This is a genomic window from Streptomyces sp. NPDC003300, from assembly GCF_040610915.1.
Lineage (GTDB): Bacteria > Actinomycetota > Actinomycetes > Streptomycetales > Streptomycetaceae > Actinacidiphila.
The window spans coordinates 1-14,466 of sequence record NZ_JBEXNE010000006.1 but is presented as its reverse complement, the minus strand read 5'-3'; the positions used below and the strand labels follow the sequence as shown (position 1 = coordinate 14,466).

Genomic DNA, 14,466 nt, shown 5'->3' with positions numbered 1-14,466 from the left:
GAGCGGAGGCGCGCCCCGCATGGGACTGCTGCTGAGCGTCAACATCGGCCACCCGCGCCCCAACCCGTGGAAGCGGCTGCCGGCGACCGGTATCGACAAACGGCCGGTCACCGGCCCGGTACGGGTCACCGCGCCGGGTCCGAAGGGGGACGGCGCGGTCGGTCTGGCCGGTGACCGCGCGCACGACGTCAAGCACCACGGCGGCGCCGACCAGGCCGTCTACGCGTACGCCCGCGAAGACCTCGACCACTGGGGCCGCGAGCTGGGCCGTACCTTCGCCAACGGCTTCTTCGGCGAGAATCTGACCACCTCCGGCATCGACGTCAACGCCTCGCTGATCGGCGAGCGCTGGCGGATCGGCGCGCGCGGACCCCTCCTGGAGGTGTCCTGCCCGCGCATCCCGTGCGCGACCTTCGCGGGCTGGCTCGGCGAGGACCGGTGGCTGCGGCGCTTCACCGACGCGGCGCTGCCGGGCCCGTATCTGCGGGTGATCGAGCCGGGCGAGATCCGCGCGGGGGACCCGGTCGAGGTCGTGCACCGGCCGGACCACGAGGTCACCGTCGCGCTGTCCTTCCGGGCCTTCACCACCGAGCCCGAGCTGCTGCCGCTGCTGACCGGCCTCGACGCCCTCCCCCGCGAGGACCGCGACGCGATCCGCCGCCGCCTCGCCCACGACCCGAAATAGGCTGCCTCCCATGTCCCGAGTGCGCTCCGTGAACGTCGCCCGCCCCCTCGTCGTGCCCTACACCGACGGCGAAGGCGGCCTCACCGGCATCGGGAAGCTCCCGGCGACCGGACCCGTCGCCGTCACGGCGCCCGGACCGCGCGGCGTCGCGGGCGGCGGCCTCGCCGGGGACACCGTCTGCGACCTGCGCTTCCACGGCGGCGACGAACAGGCGGTGTACGCGTACGCCCGCGAGGATCTCGACCGCTGGGAGCGGCGGCTGGGGCGCGAGCTGCCCGACGGCCGCTTCGGCGAGAATCTGACCACCACCGGCATCGACGTCAACGCCGCGCTGATCGGCGAGCGCTGGCGGATCGGCGCCGCGGGGCTCGTCCTCGAAGTGACCTCGCCCCGCATCCCGTGCCGCACCTTCGCCGGGTGGCTGGACGAACGCGGATGGGTCAAGCGGTTCACCCAGGAGGGGCTGCCGGGCCCGTTCCTGCGGGTGATCACACCGGGCGAGGTCCGCGCCGGGGACCCGGTCGAGGTCGTGCACCGGCCGGACCACGAGGTCACCGTCGCCTTCCTCTTCCGGGCGATGACCCTGGAGTCCGAGCTGCTGCCGCGGGTCATGGCCGCGGCCGACACCATGAACCGTACGTATCTGGAGGCGGTCAACAGCCGCTTGAGTCCGGCGCGTTGACGAAGGGTCCGGCGGCGGCCCGTACGCTGCCGGGATGACGACTTCACTGGTCACCGGCGCGACCTCCGGCATCGGAGCGGCCTTCGTACGACGGCTCGCCGCCGACGGACACGCCCTCGTCCTCGTCGCCCGCGACGAACAGCGGCTCGCCGACACCGCGGCCGGGCTGCGCGAGCGGTACGGGGCCGACGTCGAGGTGCTCCCCGCCGACCTCACCACCGACGACGGGATCGCCGCCGTGGAAGCGCGGCTGCGCGACCGGGAACGGCCTGTCGACGTCCTCGTCAACAACGCCGGTTTCGGCAACCACGGCACCTTCCTCGACGCCCCCATGTCCGACGAGCTGCGCATGCTCAAGCTGCACTGCGAGGCCGTGCTGCGCCTCACCGGCGCGGCCGTCGAGACCATGCGCCCGCGGGGGCGCGGGTACGTGATCAACGTCTCGTCCGTCGCGGCCTACATGCCTCGCGGCACGTACGGGGCCAGCAAGGCGTGGATCGTCCACTTCACCGAGGGCGTGGCCGCCGAGACGGCCGGGTCCGGCGTGCGGCTCCTCGCCCTGTGCCCCGGCTTCGTCCGCACCGAATTCCACGCCCGGGCCGGGATGGACGCCTCCCGGCTGCCCTCCTTCGCCTGGCTCGACGCCGATGCCGTGGTCACGGCGGCCCTGCGTGATCTCGCCCGCCGGCGCATTCTCAGCGTGCCCTCCGCCCGCTACAAACTCGCCGTGTCCCTTGCCCGGCACCTTCCTCCCGGCCTCTACGCAGCCGCCTCCACCCGCGCCGGCCGCCGCTTCGACCCCCGCCGGTAGGCCATCCGGCCACGGTTCGCCCTCCAAGGTCGCGCCCCCTACACCCCTGCCCTCCCCACGAGGGCGCCCCCCAGGGTCACGGGTACGCGCGCCGCGCCGACGCAGGGCCTGTTTTTCAGGGGCACGGGTACACGCGCCGGGCCGACGCAGGGCCTGTTTTTAGGGCCGCAGGTACGCGCGCGGCGCCGACGCAGGGCCTGTTTTTAGGGGCGCGGGGAACTGCGCGACCAGCCCCCACCGGGCTTTCAGCCCGAGAACAACAGCGACTGCCCCGCTGGGGCCGGTTTTCACCCGCGCCACCGCGCGGACTGAGCGCGCAGTTCCCCGCGCCCCTAACTACACGGCGTGCCGCCTCGGCAGAAGAACCGCCCCGGGGCCGCGCCCCGAAAAAGATCGGCGTGACGCCCAACGCAAGGAAACCGCCCCGGGGCCGCGCCCCGAAAAAGATCGGCGTGACGCCCCGCGCAAGGGAGCCGTCCGGGGGCGCGTCGCGGGGAAGGCGGTGTGCCGCCTGTCGGGGAGGCGACGTAGGGCGGGGGCGGGGAAAGGGGGCGGCCCCGGCACCCTCGTGAGGGTGCCGGGGCCGCCCCGGTGGAACCGACGGACGTCACTCAGTGGGAGTGACCGTGCCCACCGTGCCCCGCGTCAGCGGGCTCCTCTTCCTTCTTCTCCACGACCAGCGTCTCCGTCGTCAGCAGCAGCGACGCGATCGAGGCCGCGTTCTCCAGCGCGGAGCGCGTGACCTTGACGGGGTCGATGACGCCGGCCTTGACGAGGTCGCCGTACTCACCGGAGGCGGCGTTGAAGCCGTGGTTCTTCTCCAGCTCGGCCACCTTGGCGGTGATGACGTAGCCCTCGAGACCGGCGTTCTCGGCGATCCAGCGCAGCGGCTCGACGGCGGCGCGGCGGACGACGGCGACACCGGTCGCCTCGTCGCCGGTCTTGCCGAGGTTGCCCTCCAGGACCTTGACGGCGTGGACGAGCGCGGAGCCGCCGCCGGAGACGATGCCTTCCTCGACCGCGGCGCGGGTCGCGGAGATGGCGTCCTCCAGACGGTGCTTCTTCTCCTTGAGCTCGACCTCGGTGGCCGCGCCGACCTTGATGACGCAGACGCCGCCGGCGAGCTTGGCCAGGCGCTCCTGGAGCTTCTCGCGGTCCCAGTCCGAGTCGGTGGTGCCGATCTCGGCCTTGATCTGGTTGACGCGGCCCTCGATCTCGGCCTTGTCACCGGCGCCGTCGACGATCGTGGTGTCGTCCTTGGTGACGGTGATGCGGCGGGCGGTGCCGAGCAGGTCGAGACCGGCCTGGTCGAGCTTGAGGCCGACCTCCTCGGCGATGACCGTGGCGCCGGTCAGCGTCGCGATGTCGCCCAGCATGGCCTTGCGGCGGTCACCGAAGCCGGGCGCCTTGACCGCGACGGCGTTGAACGTGCCGCGGATCTTGTTGACGACCAGGGTCGACAGGGCCTCGCCCTCGACGTCCTCGGCGATGATCAGCAGCGGCTTGGACGCGCCGGACTGGATGACCTTCTCCAGCAGCGGCAGCAGGTCCTGGATCGAGGAGATCTTGCCCTGGTGGATGAGGACGTAGGGGTCGTCGAGGACCGCTTCCATCCGCTCCTGGTCGGTGACGAAGTACGGCGACAGGTAGCCCTTGTCGAACGCCATGCCCTCGGTGAAGTCCAGCTCCAGGCCGAAGGTGTTGGACTCCTCGACGGTGATGACACCGTCCTTGCCCACCTTGTCCATCGCCTCGGCGATCAGGTCGCCGACCTGCTTGTCCTGCGCGGACAGCGCGGCGACGGCGGCGATGTCCTCCTTGCCCTCGATCGCGCGGGCGGTGGCGAGCAGCTCCTCGGACACGGCCTTGACGGCGGCGTCGATGCCCTTCTTCAGGGCGGCCGGGGAGGCGCCCGCGGCCACGTTGCGCAGGCCCTCGCGGACCAGGGCCTGGGCCAGCACGGTCGCGGTGGTGGTGCCGTCACCCGCGATGTCGTTGGTCTTGGTCGCCACCTCCTTGACGAGCTGGGCGCCCAGGTTCTCGTAGGCGTCCTCCAGCTCCACCTCACGGGCGATGGTCACGCCGTCGTTGGTGATGGTGGGGGCGCCGAACTTCTTGTCGATGACGACGTTGCGGCCCTTGGGACCGATCGTCACCTTCACGGTGTCGGCGAGCTTGTTGACGCCGCGCTCAAGGGCGCGACGGGCGTCCTCGTCGAACTTCAGGGTCTTGGCCATGCCTGTGAACTACCTCGTCTACTCGTCAAATCACGTCGTCAAGGACGGCAGGAGCAGGCAACGAAACCACCCCGGGCGCCCGGTCCGTAGGACGCGGAAACCCGGGGCGGGATCACTGCTGCGGTAAAAGCGGTGCTTACTTCTCGACGATCGCGAGGACGTCGCGAGCCGAGAGGACGAGGTACTCCTCGCCGTTGTACTTCACCTCGGTGCCGCCGTACTTGCTGTAGAGCACGACGTCGCCCACGGAGACGTCGAGCGGCAGGCGGTTGCCGTCCTCGAAGCGGCCCGGACCGACGGCCAGGACGACGCCCTCCTGGGGCTTCTCCTTGGCGGTGTCCGGGATGACCAGGCCGGAGGCCGTGGTCTGCTCGGCATCCAGCGGCTGGACCACGATGCGGTCCTCGAGCGGCTTGATGGCAACCTTGGTGCTGGCGGTCGTCACGATCCGACCTCCCCCTTCAAAGGGCTCACGGAAGAGTGTCTGTCTGGGTCGGCGACCTGGTAGGCCCGTCGTCGCGGGTGCCGGACCTGCCCGTCGCTGAGTGCTGGCACTCAGCGGTGCCGAGTGCCAGAACCGAGACTAGGACGCGCTTAGCACTCGGTCAAGCGGAGTGCCAGGCGACGCCCTCCAAAGGGGTACCCCTCGGGGGTACCAGGCCCCGTCGTCCGGCGCATGGCGGGCGGGGACAATGGCCGGGTGGACCTCCAAGGATTTGCCGGGCTGCTGTCCGGCGACGGACAGGCGCTGCTCGCGGAGTTGCGGGAGCACAGCCCCGCCGACGAGCTGGCGGCGGCCACCCGGCTGCGGCGTACGTACGACGCCGGGCTGGTGTCGGCGGCGCTGGGGCAGGCGCGGCTGCGGCAGCGGGCCGTGGCGAAATTCGGCGAGGAGGACGCGTACCGGATGTACTTCACGCCGAACGGCGTGGAGCAGTCCACCCGGAAGAGTGTCGCGACGCACCGCGCGGAGCGCTTCAGGGCGCTCGGCGTGCGGCGGCTGGCGGATCTGTGCGGGGGCATCGGCGGGGACGCCCTCGCGCTGGCGCGGGCCGGGATCGAGGTGCTGGCCGTGGACCGGGACCCGTTGGCGTGCGCGGCGGCGCGGGCGAACGCGGCGGCGCTGGGCCTGGCCGACCTGATCGAGGTGCGCTGCGCGGACGTGACGGAGGTGGACACCGCCGGGTTCGACGCGGTGTTCGTGGACCCGGCGCGCCGGACCGGCGGACCGGGCGGGGCCGCGCGCGGCACGTCGATGAGGGGTGGCGGCCGGGCGGCGGGCGGGCGGACCTTCGACCCCGAGGCCTACGCGCCGCCGCTGTCCTGGGCGTTGGCCGCGGCCCGTGCGGTGCCGTTCGCCGCGGTGAAGGTCGCGCCCGGCATTCCGCACGAGGCGGTGCCGCCGGAGGCCGAGGCGGAGTGGGTCTCGGACCGCGGTGACGTGAAGGAGGCGGCGCTGTGGTTCGGCACCGAGCCCGGCTCCGTACGCGCCACGCTGCTGCCCGGCGGGGCCAGTCTGCGCACGGCGGCGCCGCTGCCCGACCCGGAGGTCCGCCCGGTCGGCCGGTATCTGTACGAGCCGGACGGCGCGGTGATCCGCGCGCATCTGGTGGCGGAGGCGGCGGCCCCGCTGGACGGCGGCCTGATCGACGAGACCATCGCGTACGTGACGGCGGACGAGCTGCGGCCGACGCCGTACGCGACGGCGTACGAGATCGGCGATGTGCTGCCGTTCGGGCTGAAGCGGCTCAAGGCGCTGCTGCGGGAGCGCGAGGTCGGCGTGCTGACGGTGAAGAAGCGCGGGTCGGCGGTGGAGCCCGAGGAGGTGCGGCGCCGGGTCAAGCCGCGGGGGCCGCACGCGGCGACCGTGTTCCTGACCCGGGTGGCGGGCGCGCCCTCGATGCTGCTCGGGCGGCCGGTGACCGGGACCTCTCAGACGTAGTCCTCCAACCGGGCCACGGTGAAGCCCTGTTGGGCGATCTGCCGGAGCATGTTCGCGGTCATCCTCGTCATCGACTCGCCCTTGAGCTCACTGGGCCCGCGGAAGTGCGCCAGGATGATGTCGCCGGGGTGGAACATGTGGTCGGGCCGCTGGAACTGCACCTTCTTGATCTGCATCGACTCGCGCCACAGGATGATCGCGCGCAGGCCTCCGCAGGACCGCACGGCCTCCTTGGTGGCGGCGTTGTGGTTGCCGTAGGGCGGGCGGAAGAGGCCGGGCGCGGTGCCGTACTCGTGGGTGAGTTTCGTCTGCTGGCCGCAGATCTCGTGCTTCTGCGCGGCGAGCGACTCGGTGTTCAGGTTGGGGTGGGTCAGGGTGTGGTTCTCGATCGAGTTGCCCAACGCCTGGAGCGGTTTGAAGAAGCCGTAGTCGTTCTGGATGATCGCGTTCGTCAGGAACATGGTGAAGGGGATCTTCAGGTCCTGCATCATCCGCACGAACTTCGGGTCCTTCTCCGCGCCGTCGTCGAAGGTGACGAAGACGATCTTCCGCGTCGTCGGGACGTCGCTGACCACCGGCAGCAGCCCCTTGCCGGTCTTGACCGGCTTCACCGCGGGCGGCGGGGGCGGGTCCGCGAGCACGGGTATGCCCCACTTGCGGAAGGCGGCGGCGCGCTCGGCCTGCGCGGAGCCGGCCGGCGTGGTGGGCTTCCCGGTGCCGCCCGCGCTCGTGGCCGTGCCCGTCGGCGCGGACGGGCCGGGCGTCGAGGCGGACGTCGGGCTGCTGCCCGAGCAGCCCGCGACGAGCAGCAGGCAGGCCGCCGCCAGCAGCGGGAGAGCGGCCCTGCTGCCGGTACGGGCCGGGCGACCGCCGGGGCGGCGACGGGCGCGGGTGGGGACGGGGGTCAGGGGATCGTGGTGCACACCCTGGCTGATGCGACTTTCAGGCGCCGGGTTCCACCGACACCGAGGTGAAGCGCCAGCGGTGCACCTGGCGGCGCACCAACGCCCCGTCCGGGTCGGGCAGTTCCGGCAGTACGGCGTCGTAGGGCGCGTCCCACCACGTGAGGATGAGCACCCGGTCGTCGGGCGCGGTGAGGAATTCGCGGCGGGTCGGCGTGCCGGGGAGCGTACGGGCCTGCTTCCTGGCCCAGTCGAGGAGGTCGGGGCCGCGGCCTTCTGCGGCGGCGGCCTCCCACATCAGCGTGACGGTCATCCGTACAGGTTGTCCTTGCTCAGCTCGTGCACATGGTCGTGGTCGTGCGCGTGGCCCGGCCCGTGGTCGTGTGCGTGCGGGTGCCCGTGGCCCGGCCCGTGGCCGTGCGGGCCGGGGTGGGTGTGGCCGGGCACCGACACCTCCGTGACCGGCAGCGAGGAGTCGGCGGGCAGGTCGAGGGTGGAGGAGGCCCGGCCGCGCGCGACCATCTCGGCGCCGAGGGCCGCGACCATCGCGCCGTTGTCGGTGCACAGGCCGGGGCGCGGCACCCGCAGCCGGATGCCCGCGTCCTCGCAGCGCTCCAACGCCAGTGACCGCAGGCGGGAGTTGGCGGCGACACCGCCGCCGATCATCAGGTGGTCGACGCCGTTGTCCCGGCAGGCGCGGATCGCCTTGCGGGTCAGCACGTCCACCACGGCCTCCTGGAAGGACGCGGCCACATCGGCGATCGGCACGTCCTGGCCGTCCCTGCGCCGGGCCTCGACCCAGCGCGCCACGGCGGTCTTCAGGCCGGAGAAGGAGAAGTCGTAGACCGGGTCGCGCCCGCCGGTCAGGCCGCGCGGGAAGGCGATGGCCCCGGGGTCGCCCTCGCGGGCGTGCCGGTCGATCGCCGGGCCGCCGGGGAAGCCGAGCCCCAGCACCCTGGCGACCTTGTCGAACGCCTCGCCCGCCGCGTCGTCGATGGTCGCGCCCAACGGCCGTACGTCGCTGGTGATGTCGGGCGCGAGCAGCAGCGACGAGTGCCCGCCGGACACCAGCAGCGCCATCGTCGGCTCGGGCAGCGCGCCGTGTTCGAGCTGGTCGACGCAGATGTGCGAGGCCAGGTGGTTGACGCCGTACAGCGGCTTGCCGAGCGCGTACGCGTACGCCTTCGCCGCCGACACCCCGACCAGCAGCGCGCCCGCGAGCCCGGGGCCCGCCGTGACCGCGATGCCGTCCAGGTCGCTCGCGGCGACCCCGGCGTCCTTCAGCGCGCGCTGGATGGTGGGGACCATCGCCTCCAGGTGCGCGCGGCTGGCCACTTCGGGGACCACACCGCCGTACCGGGCGTGCTCGTCGACGCTGGAGGCGACCGCGTCGGCCAGCAGCGTGTGGCCGCGCACGATGCCGACGCCGGTCTCGTCGCACGAGGTCTCGATGCCGAGGACAAGGGGTTCGTCAGCCATGGATCTCAGTTTCCTGTACGGGTGGGAGGCGGGGCGGCCGGGTCGGTTTCGTCGGTCTGCGCGAAGGCGGCGGGGGCGACGGGGGTGGCGGCCGGGTCGGCGAGCCGCATGACGAGGGCGTCCACGTTGCCCGGCTGGTAGTAGCCCTTGCGGAAGCCGATCGGCTCGAAGCCGAAGCGCTGGTAGAGCCGCTGGGCGCGGGTGTTGTCGACCCGTACCTCCAGCAGCACCTCGTGGCACTCGGCGTCGGTGGCGGCGCGCAGCAGCGTGGTGAGCAGCCGGGCGCCGAGCCCGGTGCCCCAGTGGTCGCGGGCGGCGGCGATGGTCTGCACATCACCCGTTCCGGCGATGGCGGCGAGCCCCGCGTAGCCGACGAGCCGTCCCCCGGCGTCCTGCGCGACCACGTAGAAGCGGGTCGCGGCCGGGTGCCGGGCGTCGGCCAGCTCCGACCAGAACATCGCGCGCGACCAGGCGTCCTCGGGGAACAGGTCGTGTTCCAGGGCCAGTACGGCGTCCAGGTCCCACCAGCGCATCTCGCGCAGCGTCACGGCGGTGGCGCTCCCGTGAGCGGCCCCGGTCACTTCGGCAGTACCGCCTTGTACCCGGCGGGCACCTGCGCGTCCGGCCGCCGCAGGTACAGCGGCAGCGGCGGGTCGAAGGGCTCGTCGGCGGCCAGCCGGTACGCGGCCAGCGCCGCGAGCGCGCCCGCCGACTGGTCCTCGGTGCCCTGACGGCGGTCGGTGAAGACCTCCGGGTACAGCGCGGCGCCCGCGCCGACCGACGGCAGGCCGCGTACCGCGTCCGCGATATCGGCCGGGCGGTCCACGGCGGGCTCGGTGGCGCGGTGCCGCGGGTCGTCGTAGCGCGCCCAGTACACCTCTTTGCGGCGGGCGTCGGTGGCCACGGTGAACGGCCCGTCGAGCCCGGCCGCGCCCGCGGCCCAGGCCAGCCCGTCCAGGGTGCACACGCCGTGCACGGGGACGCCCAGCGCGTCCCCGAAGGACGCGGCCGTCACCAGGCCGACGCGCAGCCCGGTGTACGGTCCCGGGCCGACGCCGACCACGACGCCGGTGACGTGGGCGAGCGTACGGTCGGCGGCGACCAGGACCCGGTCGATCGCGGGCATCAGCAACTCGCCGTGCCGGCGCGCGTCGACGACGGTCGACTCGGCGAGGACCCGCTCCCCGTCGTGCAGGGCGGCGGTGACGGCGGGTGTGGCGGTATCGAAGGCAAGCAGCAGCACGTCCCCAAGGGTACGGCGCGCGCCCGTACGGTCGTGGCCGCGGGCGGCGCGGCTGCTACCGTCAACCGGGAGCATGTGCGAACCCCATCCGGAGGACAACCGTGGCGCGGATCAAGTCGAGCACCCTGGTCTCGGGGCTCACTGCGGCTGCCCTGGTCGTCATCGCCGTGCTCGCCGCGCAGGCGGCGGGCTCCGCGCCCGACCAGCCGCCGCAGGCCAGGCCCTCCACCTCGGCCGTGAAGTCGCCCAGCACGAAGCCGACGCCGAAGACGTATCCGCTGCCCGCCGCCTCCGGCACCGGCAGGCGCGTGGTCTACAGCATCTCCGCCAAGCGGGTGTGGCTGGTCGGTGACGCGGAGAAGGTCGACCGCACCTACGCGGTGGTCGCGGGCAATGTGGCGCCGAGCGTGGGGATACACCGCGTCTTCTCGCGGCGCGCCTCCGGCATAGGAGGCGACGGCGCCCAGGTCGAGCACGTGGTGCTCTTCGCGACGACCGACGGGATAAACGTCGGCTTCAGCGCGGCCGCGGACGGGTCGCTGGCGAAGCCCGATCCCTCGAAGCAGACGGCGGCGATCCGCGAGACGCGGCTCGACGGCACGGCGCTGTGGCAGATCGCGACGATCGGCAGCAGTGTTTTCGTCGTGAAGTAGCCGCGCGGAGTAGGCGCGTCGTGAAGTAGCCGCGCTGTGAAGTAGCCGCCCTGTGAAGTAGCCGCGCGTCTCACGCGCCGGTTTCTGCCTCCGGCGCGTCCGTCGTCCTGCCCGTCGCCGTGGTGACCGGCGGGTCCGCCGGCGCGGGCTCCTCGCCGTCGTCCGGCGGGGTCGACAGTGTGCGGGCCGCGGCTCCGGCGGCCAGCAGGGCGCCGACGTTGGGCGGCGGGGTGTCCCGCCGCGGGTCCCGCGTGTCCTGGGTCCGGATCTGGGCCGGCATGTGCGCCTCCCCGAAGAGACGTAGTTAGGGCGCCCTAACCAGGTACCCGCAACCAGCAGACCACGCCCGGCCGCCCTCGCGCAACATCTTGCCGACAGCCTGTCGGAACGGAGGGCGGAGCGGGGGCCGAACGGGGGATCGGAGCGAGGGTCAGGCGCGCAGCGCGGTGAGGTCCTGGCCGGTCCAGCGCGGGCCGACGCCGGTGACGGTCACCTCGCGTACGTCGTCGCCCTCGCCGTCCCCGTCCGCCGGGCCGCCGACCGTACGGGCGATGACGACCTGGAGCCGCGCCTCCGACAGCTCCTCGACCTTGCCGTCGCCCCACTCCACGACGACCACGGACTCGGGGAGCGACACGTCGAGGTCCAGGTCCTCCATCTCGTCCAGGCCGCCGCCCAGGCGGTACGCGTCCACGTGCACCAGCGCGGGACCCGCGGTCAGGGAGGGGTGGACGCGGGCGATCACGAAGGTCGGGGAGGTGACGGCGCCGCGTACGCCCAGACCCTCGCCGAGGCCGCGGGCCAGCGTGGTCTTGCCCGCGCCCAGCTCGCCGCTGAGCAGCACCAGGTCGCCGGGGGCGAGCAGCGCGGCCAGGCGGCGGCCCAGGTCGCGCATCAGGTCGGGGGTGGGGACGGTGATCCCCACGGAGCCCGGTTCGTGCGGTGTCGCGCCGCGCCGCACCGCCTCGTGCTCGGCGGCGTTCTGCGCGGCGGTCTCGTGCGGGGGCGTGGCATCGTGCGGTGTGGCCATGAACGCGAATGTTACGCGTCGGCGGCCGTCGTACGGGTCGACGCCCGCGCCGCCGCCAGGTCGCGCAGCACCTGCGGGACCGGTGCGCGCACCGAGTCCGCGGCCTGCGCGATCAGCAGCGCGAGCGCCGCGTTCACCACCTCGGGGCGCTCCATGATGACCAGGTGCCCCGCGCCCTCCACGATCACCAGTTCGGCGTCCGGCAGCTTCTCGGCGATCTCCGTACTGTGCGCGCTCGGCGTCAACAGGTCCTTGTCCCCCGCCAGTACGAGACCGGGCAGCCCGTCGAGCACCGACAGCGCGTCGCCCTTGTCGTGGTCGGTGAACGCCGGATAGAACTCGGCGACCACGTCGATCGGCGTCGACTCGATCAGCCGCTCGGCGAACCGGCCGACCGCCGGGTCCACGTCGGAGCCGAACGAGTACCGCTTGATGATCCCCGCGAACAGGTCGGCGGTGGCCTGCCGCCCCCGCTCGACCAGATCCGCCTGGCTGCCCAGCGCCCGCAGCACCGCGGGCGCCAGCGCCCGGAACGCCCGCGCGCCCGCGGCGGGCAGCCCCAGCGTCACCGCGGCCAGCTTCCCCGCCGACGTCGAGACGAACGCGACGCCGACGACCCGCTCCTCGACGTACTCGGGGAACTGGTCGGCGAACGCCATCACCGTCATCCCGCCCATCGAGTGCCCGACCAGCACCACCGGGCCCTCGGGCACCGCCGCGTCCAGCACCGCCTTCAGGTCGCGGCCCAGCTGGTCGATGGTGGCGGGCCCGCCCGCCACCTGGTCCCGGCCGCGCTCGCTGCGGCCGTGACTGCGCTGGTCCCAGTACACCGCCCGTACGGTGCCGCGCAGCGCCGCCCGCTGGAAGTGCCAGGAGTCCTGGTTCAGGCAGTACCCGTGCGAGAACACCACCGTCACCGGCTGCGGCGCCTCGGCGCGGCGGCGCAGCCAGCCGCGGCTGCGGCGCGAGGGCGGTGTCTGCGGCTCGGGCTCCGGCGGCGCGACGTCCTCGGTCTCGTAGTACAGCTCCGTGCCGTCCTCCGCCGCGACCGTGCCGGGCTGTCCGCGCAGCGTTCCGTACGGGCCCGCCGAGTCCAGCGCCAGCCGGGCGCGGCGGCGCATCCCGCGGCCGACGGTCACCCGCTCGATCGCCACGCCCGCCGCGGCGCCCGCCGCGACCACCCCGATCGCCGCGCCGACCAGCCCTGCCTTCTCCCACTTCACGCCTTCTGGCACGGTGCTCCATCGCTGTCGCCTGCGCCGGGACCGGCGCCTTCCCCCACGTATACCCGCGGGACCCGCGCGCCGATCACGCCGTGGGACACGGGGCGCCGTCGCTGCCGCCTGTGGTCTCGCCCGCCGAGACCAGGGGGCCGGTCACGCCTACCGGGACGGCGCGCCGTCGCTGGCGCCCACGTATACCCGCGGGACCCGCGCGCCGATACGGGTGACGATCTCGTACGCGATCGTGCCGCACGCCCGCGCCCAGTCCTCGGCGGTCGGCTCGCCCTGGTCGCCGGGGCCGAACAGCACCGCCTCGTCGCCGGGCTCGGCCGCGTCGCCGCCGAGGTCCACCACGAACTGGTCCATCGCGACCCGGCCCGCGACCGTCCGCCACTTGCCCGCGACCAGCACCGGGCCCGCGCCCGAGGCGTGCCGCGGCACGCCGTCCGCGTAGCCCAGCGGCACCAGCGCCAACGTCGTCTCGCCCGGCGTCACGTACTTGTGCCCGTAGCTCACCCCGTGCCCGCCCGGCACCCGCTTCACCGACGCCAGGCGGCCGACGACCGTCATCACCGGCCGCAGCCCGAAGTCCGCGGAACCGCCGATCTCGGGCACCGGCGAGATGCCGTACATCGCCACGCCCGGCCGCACCAGGTCGAAGTGCGCCTCCGGCAGCGTCAGGGTGCCCGGCGAATTCGCGAGGTGCCGCACCTCGGGGGTGAGGCCCGCCGCCTCGGCCTGCGCCAGGGCCTCCTTGAAGACGTTCAGCTCCCGCTCGATGGAGGGGTGGCCCGGTTCGTCGGCGCAGCTGAAGTGCGCCCACACTCCTGTCACCCGGATCAGGCCGTCGCGCTCGGCCGCGCGGGCCCGTGCGACCAGTTCGGGCCACTGGGCGGGCTGGGCGCCGTTGCGGCCGAGGCCCGCGTCGATCTTGAGCTGCACTCTGGCCGGGCGGCCGGCCGCCTCGGCCGCCGCCGTGGCTTCGCGGAGCGCCCACATCGCGCTCACCGTCACGTCGATGTCGGCTTCGACGCACTCCCGCCAGGGTCCTCCGGGGGTCCACAGCCAGCACAGGGTGCGGGCCTTCAGGCCCGCTGCCCGCAGGGTCAGGGCTTCCTCGGGGGTGGCCACGCCGAGCCAGGTCGCTCCGGCCTCGACGGCCGCCTTGGCGCACGGGACCATTCCGTGGCCGTAGGCGTCGGCCTTCACGACGGCCATGAACGCGGCCGTGGGTGCCTTTGCGCGCAGCGCTCTCACGTTTGCTCGCAGCGCGGTCAGGTCCACTTGTGCCCAGCCGCGCATCCGCTTCTCGTCCATTGCGGTCAGTGTCTCAGGTCGGGTGCTGGGCGTGTCTTGCCCGCCCGCCCACCCGTGCGGGTGCTTTCTCCGTCTGCGGGTGCCGCTTGTGCCTGGGTCGGTGCCGGTCCGGGGCACCTCCTCGGGCGACGAACGTGCACCCACTTCGGATACGTCCAGCCCCTTTCCGTTCGTCCCCCTGCGGGGGCACCCCGGCCCGTCCCCTCCCGGTACGTCGGCGTCCGCCCGCCGGTGGGGGTGGCCGGGGAGGGGGTGGGTGGGC

The 14,466-nt window shown here is 73.5% G+C and carries 16 protein-coding genes; 5 read left to right on the top strand and 11 right to left on the bottom strand.

All coding sequences use genetic code 11. The features are described 5' to 3' along the window. Positions 1-19: 19 nt before the first annotated feature. From ABZX65_RS11025 to ABZX65_RS11015, 3 genes are read left to right on the top strand one after another with little or no spacing between them, the layout of a single operon-like run. Positions 20-685 carry an MOSC domain-containing protein gene (locus ABZX65_RS11025; protein WP_355336794.1) on the top strand — a complete coding sequence of 222 codons (666 nt, stop codon included), beginning with the start codon at positions 20-22 and terminating at the stop codon, positions 683-685. Between the two features lie 10 nt (positions 686-695). Further along, a complete protein-coding gene (locus ABZX65_RS11020) occupies positions 696-1,367 on the top strand; it encodes an MOSC domain-containing protein (RefSeq protein ID WP_355336793.1) in 672 nt (223 codons plus the stop codon). Positions 1,368-1,401: 34 nt separating this feature from the next. After that, positions 1,402-2,178: an SDR family oxidoreductase gene (locus ABZX65_RS11015; protein ID WP_355336792.1), complete on the top strand. Its 777-nt coding sequence runs from the start codon at positions 1,402-1,404 to the stop codon at positions 2,176-2,178. Between the two features lie 611 nt (positions 2,179-2,789). Here ABZX65_RS11015 and groL read toward each other — a convergent pair. Beyond that, a complete protein-coding gene (gene groL, locus ABZX65_RS11010; protein WP_355336791.1) occupies positions 2,790-4,415 on the bottom strand; it encodes a chaperonin GroEL in 1,626 nt (541 codons plus the stop codon). 136 nt (positions 4,416-4,551) lie between these two features. Continuing rightward, positions 4,552-4,860: a co-chaperone GroES gene (gene groES / locus ABZX65_RS11005; RefSeq protein WP_093740451.1), complete on the bottom strand. Its 309-nt coding sequence runs from the start codon at positions 4,858-4,860 to the stop codon at positions 4,552-4,554. A gap of 231 nt (positions 4,861-5,091) precedes the next feature. Here groES and ABZX65_RS11000 point away from each other — a divergent pair, with 231 nt between their 5' ends. Further along, the gene (locus tag ABZX65_RS11000) at positions 5,092-6,357 is read left to right on the top strand and encodes a class I SAM-dependent methyltransferase (RefSeq protein ID WP_355336790.1); all 1,266 of its coding nucleotides are present in this window, start codon (positions 5,092-5,094) and stop codon (positions 6,355-6,357) included. Here ABZX65_RS11000 and ABZX65_RS10995 read toward each other — a convergent pair. The 5 genes from ABZX65_RS10995 to tsaB are packed head-to-tail and all read right to left on the bottom strand — an operon-like array spanning position 6,348 to position 9,981. Then, a complete protein-coding gene (locus tag ABZX65_RS10995) occupies positions 6,348-7,280 on the bottom strand; it encodes a polysaccharide deacetylase family protein (RefSeq protein ID WP_355336789.1) in 933 nt (310 codons plus the stop codon). The two genes, ABZX65_RS11000 and ABZX65_RS10995, sit on opposite strands and share 10 nt — an antisense overlap. Positions 7,281-7,299: 19 nt before the next feature. Further along, positions 7,300-7,572, bottom strand: a complete 273-nt coding sequence (locus tag ABZX65_RS10990; RefSeq protein ID WP_355336788.1) for a hypothetical protein — start codon at positions 7,570-7,572, stop codon at positions 7,300-7,302. Then, positions 7,569-8,738, bottom strand: coding sequence for a tRNA (adenosine(37)-N6)-threonylcarbamoyltransferase complex transferase subunit TsaD (tsaD, locus tag ABZX65_RS10985; protein WP_355336787.1), 1,170 nt, complete (start codon positions 8,736-8,738; stop codon positions 7,569-7,571). Before tsaD ends, ABZX65_RS10990 begins: the two co-directional genes overlap by 4 nt. Positions 8,739-8,743: 5 nt before the next feature. Further along, complete coding sequence (gene rimI / locus ABZX65_RS10980) at positions 8,744-9,271, bottom strand: ribosomal protein S18-alanine N-acetyltransferase (protein ID WP_355337193.1); 528 nt, start codon at positions 9,269-9,271, stop codon at positions 8,744-8,746. A 44-nt stretch (positions 9,272-9,315) separates the two neighbouring features. Then, positions 9,316-9,981 (bottom strand): tRNA (adenosine(37)-N6)-threonylcarbamoyltransferase complex dimerization subunit type 1 TsaB, encoded by a 666-nt coding sequence (gene tsaB / locus ABZX65_RS10975; RefSeq protein WP_355336786.1) that lies wholly within the window; start codon positions 9,979-9,981, stop codon positions 9,316-9,318. Positions 9,982-10,082: 101 nt separating this feature from the next. Between tsaB and ABZX65_RS10970 the strand changes: the two genes are divergently transcribed. Continuing rightward, on the top strand, positions 10,083-10,634 hold the full coding sequence (locus ABZX65_RS10970; RefSeq protein WP_355336785.1) for a hypothetical protein: 552 nt from the start codon (positions 10,083-10,085) through the stop codon (positions 10,632-10,634). 70 nt (positions 10,635-10,704) lie between these two features. Here the strand turns inward: ABZX65_RS10970 and ABZX65_RS10965 are convergent, their stop codons facing one another. The 4 genes from ABZX65_RS10965 to alr form a co-directional block, all read right to left on the bottom strand. Continuing rightward, entirely contained in the window at positions 10,705-10,914 is a 210-nt protein-coding gene (locus tag ABZX65_RS10965) for a hypothetical protein (RefSeq protein WP_355336784.1), read from the bottom strand. Positions 10,915-11,064: 150 nt separating this feature from the next. Beyond that, entirely contained in the window at positions 11,065-11,529 is a 465-nt protein-coding gene (gene tsaE / locus ABZX65_RS10960) for a tRNA (adenosine(37)-N6)-threonylcarbamoyltransferase complex ATPase subunit type 1 TsaE (RefSeq protein WP_355337191.1), read from the bottom strand. Positions 11,530-11,675: 146 nt separating this feature from the next. Beyond that, entirely contained in the window at positions 11,676-12,899 is a 1,224-nt protein-coding gene (locus ABZX65_RS10955; protein ID WP_355336783.1) for an alpha/beta hydrolase, read from the bottom strand. 147 nt (positions 12,900-13,046) lie between these two features. After that, the gene (gene alr, locus ABZX65_RS10950; protein ID WP_355336782.1) at positions 13,047-14,204 is read right to left on the bottom strand and encodes an alanine racemase; all 1,158 of its coding nucleotides are present in this window, start codon (positions 14,202-14,204) and stop codon (positions 13,047-13,049) included. Positions 14,205-14,466 lie beyond the last annotated feature (262 nt).

Coding starts and splice junctions, on each gene's coding strand:
- ABZX65_RS11015 (WP_355336792.1), top strand. CDS start 1,402: ATGACGACTTCACTGGTCACCGGCGCGACCTCCGGCATCGGAGCGGCC.
- ABZX65_RS11020 (WP_355336793.1), top strand. CDS start 696: ATGTCCCGAGTGCGCTCCGTGAACGTCGCCCGCCCCCTCGTCGTGCCC.
- alr (WP_355336782.1), bottom strand. CDS start 14,204: ATGGACGAGAAGCGGATGCGCGGCTGGGCACAAGTGGACCTGACCGCG.
- ABZX65_RS11025 (WP_355336794.1), top strand. CDS start 20: ATGGGACTGCTGCTGAGCGTCAACATCGGCCACCCGCGCCCCAACCCG.
- ABZX65_RS10990 (WP_355336788.1), bottom strand. CDS start 7,572: ATGACCGTCACGCTGATGTGGGAGGCCGCCGCCGCAGAAGGCCGCGGC.
- groL (WP_355336791.1), bottom strand. CDS start 4,415: ATGGCCAAGACCCTGAAGTTCGACGAGGACGCCCGTCGCGCCCTTGAG.
- tsaD (WP_355336787.1), bottom strand. CDS start 8,738: ATGGCTGACGAACCCCTTGTCCTCGGCATCGAGACCTCGTGCGACGAG.
- tsaE (WP_355337191.1), bottom strand. CDS start 11,529: ATGCGCGACCTGGGCCGCCGCCTGGCCGCGCTGCTCGCCCCCGGCGAC.
- ABZX65_RS10965 (WP_355336784.1), bottom strand. CDS start 10,914: ATGCCGGCCCAGATCCGGACCCAGGACACGCGGGACCCGCGGCGGGAC.
- ABZX65_RS11000 (WP_355336790.1), top strand. CDS start 5,092: ATGGCGGGCGGGGACAATGGCCGGGTGGACCTCCAAGGATTTGCCGGG.
- rimI (WP_355337193.1), bottom strand. CDS start 9,271: ATGCGCTGGTGGGACCTGGACGCCGTACTGGCCCTGGAACACGACCTG.